At 54.1% G+C, this 13537-nt stretch carries 16 protein-coding genes; 2 read left to right on the top strand and 14 right to left on the bottom strand.

The window, feature by feature from the left end:
• Nucleotide 1: 1 nt before the first annotated feature.
• From H6B51_RS01420 to H6B51_RS01355, 14 genes are all read right to left on the bottom strand, one after another.
• A complete protein-coding gene (locus H6B51_RS01420; RefSeq protein WP_204881973.1) occupies nucleotides 2-745 on the bottom strand; it encodes a DNA-methyltransferase in 744 nt (247 codons plus the stop codon).
• Entirely contained in the window at nucleotides 735-1328 is a 594-nt protein-coding gene (locus H6B51_RS01415) for a hypothetical protein (protein ID WP_204881972.1), read from the bottom strand. The genes H6B51_RS01420 and H6B51_RS01415 overlap by 11 nt, the downstream gene beginning before the upstream one ends.
• Nucleotides 1325-2104, bottom strand: coding sequence for a DUF7768 domain-containing protein (locus tag H6B51_RS01410; RefSeq protein ID WP_204881971.1), 780 nt, complete (start codon nucleotides 2102-2104; stop codon nucleotides 1325-1327). The genes H6B51_RS01415 and H6B51_RS01410 overlap by 4 nt, the downstream gene beginning before the upstream one ends.
• The gene (locus H6B51_RS01405; RefSeq protein ID WP_204881970.1) at nucleotides 2101-2736 is read right to left on the bottom strand and encodes a hypothetical protein; all 636 of its coding nucleotides are present in this window, start codon (nucleotides 2734-2736) and stop codon (nucleotides 2101-2103) included. The genes H6B51_RS01410 and H6B51_RS01405 overlap by 4 nt, the downstream gene beginning before the upstream one ends.
• A gap of 8 nt (nucleotides 2737-2744) precedes the next feature.
• Nucleotides 2745-3488 (bottom strand): adenine nucleotide alpha hydrolase family protein, encoded by a 744-nt coding sequence (locus H6B51_RS01400; RefSeq protein ID WP_204881969.1) that lies wholly within the window; start codon nucleotides 3486-3488, stop codon nucleotides 2745-2747.
• A complete protein-coding gene (gene metK / locus H6B51_RS01395; protein ID WP_204881968.1) occupies nucleotides 3485-4636 on the bottom strand; it encodes a methionine adenosyltransferase in 1152 nt (383 codons plus the stop codon). Before metK ends, H6B51_RS01400 begins: the two co-directional genes overlap by 4 nt.
• Nucleotides 4626-5030 carry a DUF3846 domain-containing protein gene (locus tag H6B51_RS01390; protein WP_204881967.1) on the bottom strand — a complete coding sequence of 135 codons (405 nt, stop codon included), beginning with the start codon at nucleotides 5028-5030 and terminating at the stop codon, nucleotides 4626-4628. Before H6B51_RS01390 ends, metK begins: the two co-directional genes overlap by 11 nt.
• 15 nt (nucleotides 5031-5045) lie before the next feature.
• Complete coding sequence (locus H6B51_RS01385; protein WP_204881966.1) at nucleotides 5046-5570, bottom strand: gamma-glutamylcyclotransferase family protein; 525 nt, start codon at nucleotides 5568-5570, stop codon at nucleotides 5046-5048.
• 7 nt (nucleotides 5571-5577) lie between these two features.
• Nucleotides 5578-5829 (bottom strand): hypothetical protein, encoded by a 252-nt coding sequence (locus H6B51_RS01380; RefSeq protein WP_006574419.1) that lies wholly within the window; start codon nucleotides 5827-5829, stop codon nucleotides 5578-5580.
• A complete protein-coding gene (locus tag H6B51_RS01375) occupies nucleotides 5826-6797 on the bottom strand; it encodes an amidoligase family protein (RefSeq protein WP_204881965.1) in 972 nt (323 codons plus the stop codon). The genes H6B51_RS01380 and H6B51_RS01375 overlap by 4 nt, the downstream gene beginning before the upstream one ends.
• 94 nt (nucleotides 6798-6891) lie before the next feature.
• On the bottom strand, nucleotides 6892-7191 hold the full coding sequence (locus H6B51_RS17550; RefSeq protein ID WP_243421088.1) for a hypothetical protein: 300 nt from the start codon (nucleotides 7189-7191) through the stop codon (nucleotides 6892-6894).
• Nucleotides 7181-8113 carry a ParM/StbA family protein gene (locus H6B51_RS01365; RefSeq protein WP_204881964.1) on the bottom strand — a complete coding sequence of 311 codons (933 nt, stop codon included), beginning with the start codon at nucleotides 8111-8113 and terminating at the stop codon, nucleotides 7181-7183. Before H6B51_RS01365 ends, H6B51_RS17550 begins: the two co-directional genes overlap by 11 nt.
• Nucleotides 8110-8478 (bottom strand): hypothetical protein, encoded by a 369-nt coding sequence (locus tag H6B51_RS01360; protein ID WP_007491742.1) that lies wholly within the window; start codon nucleotides 8476-8478, stop codon nucleotides 8110-8112. The genes H6B51_RS01365 and H6B51_RS01360 overlap by 4 nt, the downstream gene beginning before the upstream one ends.
• 16 nt (nucleotides 8479-8494) lie before the next feature.
• Entirely contained in the window at nucleotides 8495-8899 is a 405-nt protein-coding gene (locus tag H6B51_RS01355; protein ID WP_204881963.1) for a synapsin-1 (Synapsin I), read from the bottom strand.
• 338 nt (nucleotides 8900-9237) lie between these two features.
• Here H6B51_RS01355 and H6B51_RS01350 point away from each other — a divergent pair, with 338 nt between their 5' ends.
• On the top strand, nucleotides 9238-10542 hold the full coding sequence (locus H6B51_RS01350) for an RNA-binding domain-containing protein (protein WP_204881962.1): 1305 nt from the start codon (nucleotides 9238-9240) through the stop codon (nucleotides 10540-10542).
• Between the two features lie 23 nt (nucleotides 10543-10565).
• On the top strand, nucleotides 10566-13496 hold the full coding sequence (locus H6B51_RS01345; RefSeq protein ID WP_204881961.1) for a TOTE conflict system archaeo-eukaryotic primase domain-containing protein: 2931 nt from the start codon (nucleotides 10566-10568) through the stop codon (nucleotides 13494-13496).
• Nucleotides 13497-13537: the final 41 nt, after the last annotated feature.

Genomic DNA, 13537 nt, shown 5'->3' with positions numbered 1-13537 from the left:
GTCACGCACCTTGGGCCAGTTCCCGCTCAATCCGTTCCCTGGACAGGGCGGCGTAGGCATCCGTAACCTCAATGCCGGTGGCGGAGTAGCCCTCCAGCACAGCGGCCAGCACCGTGCTGCCGGAACCGGCAAAGGGGTCCAGAATATGTCCGCCCGGCTCGGTGATCTTCACCACATCCCGCATGAGCTGCAAGGGCTTTTCCGTCAGGTGGATGCGGTTCTGGGGATTGCCATACTTGAATACGCCGGGCAGACAGGGGACAGGTCTGCTGATGGGCATATCCCCGTTGGAACCCCAGACAATGTACTCAGCCTGCTGGCGGAAACGGCCCTTCTGGGGACGGCTGTTGCCTTTGTCCCAGACAGCTGTGCCGCGCCAGATCCACCCCGCCCACTGGAGCGCATCAGTGGCTGCGGGGAGCTGCCGCCAGTCGATAAACATGCACACAGGGGCACCGGGTTTACAGACCTTGCGGGCGTCATAGAGCCATTCAGCGGCCCAGCGGGTCCAGGATCGCTGATCCTTGGAGTCGCCGTCAAAGGGAGGGGGTGCGCTTTCCCCCATGCTGGAATATTTCTTGTCGGTGGACTTGTTTTTCTCCGCCTGGGTCCGGCCCCCAGAGGCATAGGGGGGATCGGTGATGACCGCATCGAAGGTATTAGGGGCAAACTCGCGCAGGACCTTCAGTGCGTCGCCGTGGATGATCTCCCAGCTGGGATGAATCGCAGTGATGTTATCGCTCATAGGCATGTTTCTCCTTCTTTCCTTTGGATTGATTTTGGAGCGCGGGCAGATCCGTCTCCACATATTCGCTGATGATACACAGCGCCTCATGGTAACTGTGGCAATTCCCTCCGGTGATGCGGTCGCACATCTCTTTGGCTTGGTCACCCATGCCATGCTCCCGGAGCGTTCTGGACGCTGCCCCCATCAGGTTGAAGATGTTACCGTCTTGTTCAATCAGCGAACAGTACGGTTTCGCTCGCACCTGCTGGTTCGGCTGATCCAGGAAACCACCCAGCCGGTTGGGTACATAGTCAGACAGCCAAGTACCGCCGAACTGGCTGTGTGTCTGAATCCGCCACATCGCAAGCTTTCCCACATTCAGCTGAACCCCCTCAAAAGAGAACAGCAGGCTTGTGAGACCGTCGTGCTGGAATGTAGCCGCGTTTTCGAACTTGGAGCCGTTCAGCAGGATTCCTTCCTGAGTAAGCAGCTCGTTGATGCCGTCCACCCATTCCTGAAGATCGCCGCCGCAGCCCTGGAGGATCAGCCCCTCCTCATCGGTCATGTGCCGCAAGTCCTCCGTGGTCTTTTCTCGGATCATTTGACCTCCTCGCGCTTGGCGCTTTTCTTTCTTCTGGGCGAAGTACGTCCCTTCGTTTTCAAATCGGTTACCACTGGGATATCCAGTTTATTGGCGCGATGGATCTCCGCCCACATCCCTTCCGTGACCGGTCCATAGACATTGACCTGCTGGCACTTTTCTACCAGCCGCAGGCCCATCTCCCGTGCGGCCTGATCCTGCACCGGATCGCCCGGATCTGCGATGGGCGGGAACATGAGATGGGGGCAGGCCGGGATGTCGCCCGCCTGAAAGACTTCCTGGGCTTTCTGTCTGGCAAACTCAATGTTTTTCTCTACCTCGCCTCGAAGGGGCGCACAGATGTACACCAATTTGGGGCCGTGGTTTTTTGCCGGGACTTGAATACGGAAGGTCTCCACATAATCGCTGGCCATTTGCCGGAGCTGCCGGTAGTCCTCCTGGGAGGGATGGTAGGCATACCAATCGATCCGGTCACCATCTACCCAAATATGCGGATCAACGCCATCCCGCAGGTAGGGGTTGTTGGGGATCTTCTGTTTTCCCCATACATCCTTGAACCGAAGTGTCAGCTTGTCCACCACACCCTGATTGCTGTCCAGCAGCGTCAGGCGAAGAGCTGCATAGTGATCCGCATGGCCCAGTGTAACAAATTCAGCCCTCACCTGACGATTTCTGTCCAAGCCACCCAGGCAAGCACGGCCTACAAAGACCGGATCATGGATCACAGCTCCGTCCGCAAACAGTTTGCGGAGTTCCTGCTCAAAAAAGTTGCTCATCTGCTTATCTCACAGCCTTTCTGTTTCTTAGGGGGAGAAGGAGCTGGCTGTTGAGGAGCCAGTTCGTCTCGGGACGAATCCCGGATCACAGAACGGTTTTTTCCGCTGATCACCAGAGTATCCAGTGTATCGTTGCGGATCTCCTCACCGCTGATCACCAATGCGCTACCTGTCAGACGCACATCTCCGGATACTTTGCCATAGACCGCGCAGTGGCCGGACAGAATGGGAACGCCCATGGTATCCTTGTCATTGAGGATCATGGAAAACCCGGAGGCCCTGGCAGAGGCGCTGAGCACAGCGCCGCGTATATAGGCATTGTCCTCTACCCGCGCATGGCCGGAAAGGACAGCGCCCATAGAGATATAAGCGTTGTCGCAGACGACCGCCTCTCCACGCAGAACAGCCCCCTTGTCAACATAGGCGTCATTACAGGCAATGGCATCGTCAAAAATCCATGCGGTATCGTCCGGCTCAAAAGAAAGGTTGCTCTCGCTCTCCACAAAGCCACCTAAATCACCGGCTCTGACCTCCGCACTCACATCTCGGAGTGCCCGGATACGATGAAGAAAGGGATACTTTTCGTGCGAGATCTCCGTGATTTCATATTTCTGATTGCTCGTTGTTTTCATCTCCTTTTTTATGCAGCATTTTGGAACAGACTCTCCTGCGCATCTTCCAAACGAAACTCCTCGTCAATGTCGGAGAAGGTCTCTCTGCGATTGAATTTCTCGCTCACCTTGTTGGGTAAGGCCTGCAGCTCCAACATCCGTTCCCACAGGTTCGAGTGGTAGTCATAGAGATGGCGCAGTTCTTTTCTTTTGGCGTTAGGGCAGAACCAACAGCCCCCGCGGGTTGTAAATGTGTAGACAGGCGAAAGCAGCCCTGCCCGCTGGCAGAGCTGCTTTGCATCTCCCTCTGTGCAGTTGTACTTGTCCAGTAAGGAGACTCGGTTCCCGGCCAATCGAAGCAGCCGTTCCTGCTCGTCCTTGGCGATCCCAATATACTGAACTGTGTCGGGCGGCAGCGATTTTTGGTATCGCAGGATCGGTTTCAGCTTGCAATCTCTCTGAACAGCACACCGTCCGCAGATGGGGAAAGAACGCAGAAGGCCCTTCTTGGGACCGCGGGTGATTTTGCCTGTGAAGAGATCCACATACGTTTTCTCACTGCGCAGGACGGTTACCTTCACACCCCTGCGTTCTAAAGCCGGAATGGCGGTGGTGTAGATAAAATCTCGGTGTTCCGGCACCTCGCCGGAGATCTCCTTGTCGAACATGACCTCACAATATACTACCTCATCCAGAGGCTCCCCATGTTCCAGAGCCAGTAATATGGTGGCAAGACTGTCCTTACCAAAGGAACAGGAGGCAACATGTTTCAACGGTCCGACACACCTGCTTCCTTGATGCGACAGACGTTGCACAGTACCTCCGCTTTGTCCGTCTGCTCCCAGGGAGCGTCCGGATGGGTAAAGTGGCCATAGTTACAGAACTGAGCGAAGATGGGCTTGTCCAGTCCGAGGGTGTGACGCATCCCGGCGGGGGTCAGGTCAAAGACCGCCCGGACGGCCTGTTCCAGCACATCATCCCGGTATTCGCCGGTCCCATCGGTGTCCACGTTGACCGCCACGGGTTCAGCCTTGCCAATGGCATAGGCCAGGGCGACGGTACAGCGATCCGCCAGACCGGCAGATACAATGCTTTTTGCAATATAGCGGGCCATGTAGGCTCCGCTGCGGTCGACCTTGGTGGAGTCTTTACCAGACAGCGCGCCGCCGCCGTGAGGGGCCAGTCCGCCATAGGTATCCACCATCAGCTTGCGGCCCGTGAGGCCGGTATCCGCCTCAAATCCGCCGTAGACAAACCGCCCGGATGGATTGATCAGGATCTCTGTATTCGTATCGGGCGGCAGCTCCCGCAGTGCGGGCTGGATCACATGGTCCATGAGTTCCTCTCGCAGCTGGCCCAGATCTTTCTCAGGGTCATGCTGGCAGGACAGAACAACCGATGCAAGACGCACGGGGATATCGAAGTTGTACTCCACAGACACCTGCGCCTTGCCGTCCGGACGTAGGCCCTGGATCATCCCGGTTTTTCTGGCGTTGGTCAGCAGCCGGGTGAGCCGGTGGGCCAGGATGACCGGCAGAGGAAGATAGGATTCTGTCTCATCACAGGCAAAGCCATACATGATCCCCTGGTCGCCAGCCCCGGTCTGGACTCCTTCCCGCACAGCGTGAGCAATATCATCGCTCTGATCGTGGGTGATGACCTCGATCTCATAGTCCAGCCCAGTGTACCCAGCTTCCCGGATGATCCGGCAGACAATGGAGGAGATATCCGGCATGATCTTTGCCGAGATCTCTCCGGCCACCAGCACTTTGCCAGCTGTGGCCAGTACTTCGCAGGCCACATGGGCGGAGGAGTCACCCTTCAGACAGGCATCCAGAACAGAATCCGCGATGGTGTCGCAGAGCTTGTCAGGGTGGCCCTCGGTAACAGACTCTGCGGTCAAAATGTATTTATCTCTCATGGTTAGATTTCCCTTTCTTTTTTATGTGTTGATCGCCAACGATCCGTCCCTGTTCTCCGGTTGCCGTTCGCACAGGAAGGATCTGCACGTTGTCGTACAGGGACTTGTACCGCTGGAGCTGCTCATCCGTCAGGGAAACAAAGTCCTCCTGACCAAGCCCAGCGATAAAGAAGGTCCCGCAGATGATGTCATAGGGCAGGCGATCTTCATCCAGCAGCGGGCGGTTCATCGGCAGACCAAGGAGCTTTCCCTCAGAATTGCACACCAGGGCAACCGGCTCTTGGAACGGGTACACGGCTTCAATATCTCCGCCTACGATCCGCTGCATATCTGCGAGACTATTGATCTCCTGCACACGGCAGGGCTTTTGCGGTTCTACAACTAATACTTTCATGTGCGCTCATTCCCCCTATCGCTCTTTCCCGCGTTGCTTCTTGGGCGATTTGGCCTGCCTGCCGCAGATACGGTTGAGTCTACTGCTCTCTTGATCCAGTTCCTTGGCACAATACTCCCACGCCTGTTTTAATTTGGACAGTGGCAGTCCGTTCTGGCGATAGCCATCCCGAATGCCCTGGTAATAATATTCCGAGGGCAGGGCGGGAGAGCGCCACCGATCCCCATCCGTCATCACGTAGGCCATGACAGTCAGCTGCCGCCCCGCATTATCCCGCACAGCAACAGACTCTTTTTCGTATAGGTGGGGATATCCCTCATAGAGATCGAGAGACCGCTCACAGCCCGGTGTGATCCGCCAAAGTAGGCCATGTACCTGCTGCCCTTCCTTGGGCTTGATGGTGGCAACGCCATTTCCGCTTGCGTTGCCGCGAAACAGCAGTTCATATCCCTCCAGCACGACCGGCCCCACCACCTGGGCCGCGGGACAGCGGTAGGCCATCTGATCCAGGTTGATGTTGCTGCCGTAGGCGAAATACAATTTATCTTCAGCTATGGTTCAACACCTCCAGCGCGCCGATCTTCGCCAGCGCCATGATCATGGTCTGCGCCTGCGCCTCCACACCGCGATCCGGCAGAATGCAGTCCTGATCCGTCATGCGGATGAAATTGCTGCGAAGCTGCCAGATATAGCTTTCTGTATCCGGAAACTCCGTGGGGTCAAAGGCAGCTTTCCGAAGCTGATCCATGATTTCTGTCCCGGTACCCTCGTACACGGTATCTTCAATGCGTATTTTCATCGTGCCACCTCACTGCTTCGGTTTTTCTTTTTCTTATTGACATCGTAACTGTCCTTGTCATAGCGCCATGCCCGATCTCCGTCCAAGTTGGCCAGAAGGTGATCCCGCGTGTGCTTGAACTCCGGACCATTCAACCCAAGGCGTACCAACCACACCCTGAAGGTGAACAGTTCGTTGTCACTGTGTGTCTTGCGCATGACGGTGCTGCGCTGGGCGATGGCTTGGGCCGATATGGCAAGGCACAGATTCACATAAGCGGCAGCCCGGCCCGCATGGAGAGTGGAGTTAAAACAGCGGAATTCCACGGTCCCTCGGTAAAACACAGAATGGAGATTGAGCGCATAGTACCGCGTCCAGTTGTAGTGCTCTGTACTGCCGTTGTCCCCCTCGTACCAGATGGCTTCCAGCTGTGTCAGGTTTTTGGTTTCTTCGGATGAAAGCTTGCGTGCCTTTTGCAGCATGGGTTCCCGTACTTTCTGGCAATAGTTCGCTATGCGATAGGAGTTAACCTGGAGTGCCTTGAACAGAATATCTTCTTTGGAATACATAATGCCCAGCAGGTTTTTCAGGCTCTGGCGGTTATGATTTGCAGCATCCACATGGACATGGATACCGCAGGAGGAATTGACTTTTCCCCCTGCGGTGCGGACGCGGCGGACGCATTCCTGAAATTTGGGCAATTCCGCATAGGTCAGTTTGGGCGTGACCATTTCCACACGATACCTCGGATCTGAGGTGGAGGTGTATCTGGCACCCACTTTTTGTTCTCCACGGATACTACTATCGCTCATAAGCCGCCATTCTTTTCCCTCCCCATCCCGCACATACCAGCTGTCGTAGTAGTCATCGCCACGGCGAGGCTCCGTCCCAAAATAATCTGCCAAGGCTTGGGCCGCCTGTTCACGAGTAATTCCGGTCAGTTCCACTTCCACGCCGAAACACTGATCTTTTAGTCCTGCTTCATTCATGTCACTGCTCCCTTCTAAAAGATATTTCAAAACCTTGTAAACACTGTATCCGTTCGAAAACCGCTGATCCCGGCGAACATATCAAAATGGCGTATCAGGTGATCTCATCTCCTTCCTGCTGCAGGGCAAGAAGAAAGCCGAGGACATTCTCATCCATGTCCCCGGCCTGTGCCTGCTGGCTTTTTTCTGTTGTCAGATCCAAATTGCGCAACTCTTCCCGAATCAGCCCACGGATGGCAGACAGGAGGGCATCCTGTTCATGGGCTTTACACACCATCCGACACACAGCGTCTGTCCGCTGCCCGGCAGGGATGGAGCTGAGAATGCGCCATGCATCACGCTGTTGGGGCGATGTCAGAGAAAAAGAAAGGTTGAGCCGCCGCTTATCCGCCATGGCCGACACCCCGCGATATCTGCCCCACAAGGCGCTCATACCCTTTGGCGTTCAGGGATACGTCATCCAGGATAAGCGGGCGGCACAGGCCGTCTGTGGCCGAAAGGTGGCGTTTTAAGAGCGCCGCTCCGCCACCCAGAAAGATGGTGGGCATGGCTCGGATGTCCAGGCCGCTCTCTGTGACTGCCGAGAGCAGGTTTCGGGCGTACTTGCCTGCCTGGGCGTGGATAACCGCCCTGATTCGCTCATCCATCCCGCCGGAGCTACCCCGCAGGGCGCTTTCGATCTGAGCGGTTGTCATGGACAGTCCGAACAACCGGCGCACCTGTTCGCTGATTTCATCGACACAGCGGATCATACCCAGTTCCAGGCTCCGGCAGGAGGCAGCGTTGGGGATGCGGTTGTCCAGACGCATCAGATCCACCGTCCAGCCGCCTATGTCTGCCACGATGATGGACGGCTCGTCCAGCAGCTCCGTCTGGGTCAGGACGGCAGCATAGCCCTGGGGAAACAGGGACACCTCTTGGATGGTGATGGTATAGTCCTGCCCCTCATAGCGAAAAGGAATGGCGCTCCCATCCCGGTACAGATACGAACGGAAGGACTTCTTGTCCCGGCCAAAGCTGGTCAGGGGCAGACCCGCCGCCAGGTGGATGCTGGCGGTGTGCTCCGCACCCCGGTGCTCCAGCTCCTTGGCGATGGCTGCCAGGGTAAGCAGATAGTAGTCCTCCGTCTGGGTCTTATCCCTCTGAAGGGGCTGACGACCGCTGCCCACCACATAGTATCTGCCGCCGCACTCCAGTACATCTTTCTGGGTGTACGGCTCGTGTTCGTACTCTACTAACCCGGTGGGAAAGGAGAAGTGGACAGTTTTCATGGCTGCATAGCCATGATCCACGCCGATCACAATTACATCATTCATCTGGTATCGTGCTCCTTCCGATCATGTTGTTTCTGAGGATTTAGATGGTAGTTTTGCAGTATCGCTGTGTACAGCTTTTGCTCAAATGCCCGATATGCCGGTGTGGTGCGGTCGATAGGGAGAAGGACGGCCCGTTCGTAGCAGGTTCCAGGTACGATCTCCCAGCGGATGGCATGGAACTGATCCGCCAGCAGATAGCGCATGAGCTGATGACCGTTCATCAGTTCAAACATCCCGCGGGAGTCCTCATAAGGGAACTGCTTATATAGCTCAAAGCCTGTCAGCCTTTGGGCTGTGAAGTACAGCTTGAAGCCACCTGGGTCCAGTTCTGGGGCGAGCTGCTCATAGAATGTCTTTGCGTCCATCTCAACCAGCCCTTCTTCACTTTTGGGTCAGCCGTTCCAGAACAGTCAGCCTGCCGGACACTTTCCGCGCCGAGAGATCCAGCCCATTCATCTGGCGCTGGATGCGGCGACGGATCTGTTTGAGCTGCCGCCTGTCGCCGCAGCCCTCCAGCACTACATAGCTGCCTTTTCCGTTGGCCAGCACCTCACGCCGCCCGGTATCATCCCGGAGACTGGCCATGAGACGCTGACCCAGGCGTTTGCGGTAGCTGTCCTGGAGGGCCTCCGCGTCTCCGCACACCCCATGCTTTTTCAGGATCGCGGCGATCTCGCTGGAGTGGATCTCCATTCCCTCGAACAGCGCATCCAGGATCTCCTGCTCCGCCTCTGGCGGCAGCTTGGGCGGTGGGGTTGGCTTTGCACCCGCGTTTTCCCGCTTCATCGTTCCGCCTCCTTCCGCTTCTTCTGAGGGGGACGCATCGCTTTTTTGGGCGGTGGATTTCCGCGCCAAGACTCCGGGGCCATGGAATTGATATGACGGAGCATATGCCCAAATAGGAGGTATTTTCACTCCAGGTTTGAAAAATTGTACCTCTGCCTTCAAGGACATGCAAGTCATTTCTGCACCGCAGGCATACCAGTTTTTAGTACGCCTAATCAAAGAAATATTCTCGGGTCAGGGCGTTGACAGGTCGGAATCAGTTTCTTGTCGGATGAATAGAATTTGACAAGAATGACAAGAATGACTATAATGATAACTAAGAAGAGGAGGCGCTATGTATGGCATTTGTTGAAAGCGAAGTTGTTGAGCTAAAGGCGGAGATCGTGGGTGATATTTGTAAAGAAGTCATTGCCTTTGCCAACACCAAAGGCGGTACGCTGTATATTGGCGTCAGCAACGATGGAAGTGTTGTGGGAGTCAAAAACGCCGACCAAGTCATTTTACAGATGAACAATATGATTCGAGATTCCATCAAGCCTGATGTGACCATGTTTGTGGGCTATGAAGCCCAACATGTCAGTGACAAGGATATCATCGCTGTGACCATTCAAAAAGGGACCGACCGCCCCTATTATTTGAGCAGCAAGGGGTTGAAACCCAGTGGGGTCTATGTCAGGAACGGCACGTCGTCTGATCCGGCTACAGATACTGCAATCCGAAAAATGATTAAGGAAACCGATGGCGACAGCTTTGAATCCATGCGTTCGCTGGAACAAAACCTCAGCTTTGAAGCGGCGGAGAAGCAATTCGAGAAGCAGAATATTCCGTTTGACGCCGCAAAAATGCAGACCCTTGGGATGATTTCGGCGGATGGTATCTACTCCAATGTGGCGCTGCTCCTGTCCGACCAGTGTCCCAGCACCATCAAGGCGGCGACCTTCTCGGGGGAAGATAAAGGCAGTTTTCAGGATAGAAGAGAATTTAGCGGTTCGCTGTTTCAGCAGATGGAGGAGCTGTACAGCTATCTGGATATGCGCAACCAGACAAAGGCAACGTTTGATGGACTATACCGAATCGACACACGGGATTATCCGGAAGATGCACTGCGGGAAGCACTGTTGAACTCGCTGGTCCACAGAGACTATTCCTTCCGTGCAAGCACCATTGTCAGTGTATATGCAGACAGAATCGAATTTGTCTCTGTGGGTGGACTGCCCTCCGGCATTGCACTGGACGACATTATGCTGGGACTCTCGGTTTGCCGAAACCCCAAGTTGGCAGCCATATTTTATCGTCTGCAGCTGATTGAGGCATACGGCACGGGTATGCCTAAAATCATGAATGCCTACACGGAGTCGGAATCAAAGCCCAAAATCGAAGTATCCAGCAATGCATTTAAAATCACGCTGCCCAACAGGAATACTGGCGCAAATCATGCAGAGACATTGGTTGGCACGATCAAAGGCGACGAGAAACGGATTCTGGATTTTATTGGTTCCCATGGCTATATTGTGCGCAGTGATGTGGACCGGCTGCTGGAGGTAAGCCAGGCCACAGCCAACCGGATTCTGAAACGCATGGTAGCTGAGGGCCTGATTTATCAGGACGGAAACGGCAGAAAAACCAAGTATAGACGGAAGTAACTGCTGGTGCGGAGGGGCTGTGCATGAACCGAAAAGCAATCATCAAAGGCCGAGAATATATGCTTCTTGAAATAATCCCGTCTCTGGATGGAGGGCAGTCGCTCCTCCTTTGTAAAGATGAGAATGGCAAGAGAGCGGCATGCTCTGAGTCGTTGTGGCGCAGCTGTGCGCTAACGGATATGCGGTCTGCCCCGATTCATGCACATAGCTCCTCACAGGAGAAAATCGAGTATTTCCTCTCTGTCTTTAAAGGGCGGGAAGATGTATATGCACGCCGGTATCACAGCACGACCACCGGAAAAACCGGTTACACCCCAGTCTGCAAAAATGAATGGATGCATGGCCTGTGCGATAAAAAGAAATACAGGTGCGCAGAGTGTCCCAATCGTGAGTTTCGGCCGCTCACGGCCGATGTGGTCAAGGCGCATTTGATGGGCCGTGATGCTTTGTGCAGAGATGTGGCGGCAATCTATCCGATGCTGGAGGACAACAGAACCTGGTTGTTGGCTGCGGATTTTGATGAAGAAAACTGGAAGCTTGATGTGACGGAATTTTGTAAATCCTGCAAAGATGCGGGACTGGTCCCGGCCGTGGAACGCTCCCGTTCCGGAAACGGAGCCCATGTCTGGTTTTTCTTTTCGGAGCCTGTTTCTGCCGCCGATGCCAGACGCTTGGGCACCGGTTTGCTGACTCGCACCATGTCGTGTCGGCATGAGCTATCCTTTTCATCCTACGACCGCTTGTTCCCCTCTCAAGATTTTGTGCCGAAGGGCGGTTTTGGGAATTTGATTGCGCTGCCATTCCAAGGGCAGGCGCAGAAAGACGGAAATTCTCTGTTTGTGGATGATCGCTTTGAGCCTTATCCCGATCAGTGGGCGTTTCTGTCCTCTCTGCCAAAAATCACGCCGGAAAAGTTGGAAGAAGCTTTAAGGAAACTATGTCATCATGGGGACATTGGAGAATTGGCAGATGCTGAGGAGAAGCAGGTTCCATGGAAACGCAAGCGAACCCAAACGAAACTGATGCGCAAAGATTTTCCTCTGCAGGTAAGCCTGTATAGTTCCAATTTGATTTACATTGAGAAAAAGGACTTCTCTCAAGGGGCGTTGAATACGCTCAAACGGCTTGCGGCGTTTCCAAATCCGGAATTTCGCTCCAAGCAAGCCATGCGCATTTCCGTATATGGCATTCCTCGTGTACTGGATTGCGGATATGAGGATGAGAACTATATCGGCCTTCCCCGCGGTTGTATGGATGGACTTCAGGGATTATTCGAGCAATATGAAGTCCCTGTCATTCTGGAGGATCACAGATCACTGGGACGTTCCATTGATGTGGAATTCAATGGGGTGCTGCGCCCAGAACAGGAACCTGCCGCCCGAGCGCTGCTGGATGCAGATATGGGCGTTCTGTCCGCAACTACTGCGTTTGGGAAAACTGTGATTGGCGCCTATCTGATTGGACAGCGCAAAGTCAATACCCTGGTGTTGGTGCAGTCCAGCGCGTTGCTGGAACAGTGGAAATCCTCGCTGGAACAATTTCTGAATATTCATGAGGTCCTGCCGGAACTGCCCAAAAAGCGTGGCAGGAAGAAAAAACAGCACCTCATTGGCCAAATCGGCAGCGGAAAGAATACCCGCAGCGGGATCGTCGATATTGCCACCATGCAGTCCTTGCTTGAGAGAGAAGAGAAGACCGTAAAGTCATTTGTGGCAGAGTACGGAATGGTCATTGTAGATGAGTGCCATCATGTGGCCGCATTCACCTTCGAAACCGTGCTGAAAGCAGTTGAAGCCAAATATGTTTATGGTTTGTCTGCCACTCCTGTCCGCAAGGACGGTCATCATCCCATCATCTTTATGCAGTGCGGCCCCGTCCGGTATTTGGTGGATGCCAAAAGTCAGGCGGAAAAGCAAAGATTCTCCCACATGGTAATTCCCAGATTCACACGCCTAAGGCTGCCGGATGCCAACGGGATTCAGGATATGTATGCCGGTGTGATTGAAAATCACAACAGGAACGAACTGTTGGTGTCAGACACGTTGAAGTTGGTTCAGGAGGGGCGCACACCGATTCTGCTGACAGAGCGGAAGGAACACGCTATACTGCTCGCCAGTCATCTGTCGGACCAGGTGAAACATGTTTTCCTGCTCATTGGCAGTGACAAGCAAAGGGATAAGCGTGATAAACTGACAGCATTGCAGAATGTGCCTGACGATGAGGATGTGGTGGTCGTTGCCACCGGAAAGTATATTGGAGAGGGCTTTGACGCCCCGCGGTTGGATACCTTGCTTCTTGCGATGCCCATATCGTGGAAAGGTACATTGGCGCAGTATGCCGGACGTCTCCACAGAAATTATGAGGGAAAGCAGGAAGTTCGTATCTACGATTATGTGGATATCCATGTTCCTACATTGGAGCGGATGTATCATAAACGCCTGAAGGGCTATGCAGAACTGGGATATCAGGTCAAATTCGGTGCGGCGGATCAGTCTGTCAGCGCGATTTACGATGGATACTCATCTATGCTTCCCTTTGAGCAGGACTTGGATGATGCCGCCCGCAGCGTGGTTATCGTCAGTCCCTATCTGCAAAAAGGCAGAATCGTGAAACTTCTTCCCCATTTACAGAAGGCGATTGCTTCCGGCGCCAAAATTGCGGTCCATATCAGAACAGCAGAGAGCAGAGAACTCTCAATTCAAAAAAGTGTGTGTGAAGCGATCAAGATGCTGGAACAGGCGGGCATTGTGGTTCATGCGCACAAGGCGCTCAATCAGCGGTATGCCGTTGTTGATGAAAGCATTGTGTGGTATGGCGGCGTGGATTTTCTTTCGTTTGGCAGAAAAGATACGGATGTACTTCGGTTCAAAAACCCGGATATTGCAGGTGAGTTCTTATCCCTTTCCGGTCACGCAGAAAGCGTACAGTTTGTCATAGAAGATGTTTCAATGTAGAGGGCATTTTCAGGGTATTTTTCTTAAAAACAAAGAAAGCG

The sequence above is a fragment of the Pseudoflavonifractor phocaeensis genome (assembly GCF_016901955.1).
In the GTDB taxonomy this organism is placed as follows: domain Bacteria; phylum Bacillota; class Clostridia; order Oscillospirales; family Oscillospiraceae; genus Flavonifractor; species Flavonifractor phocaeensis_A.
Note: the sequence above shows the minus strand (reverse complement) of the source record. Positions and strands in the feature narration are given on the sequence as shown.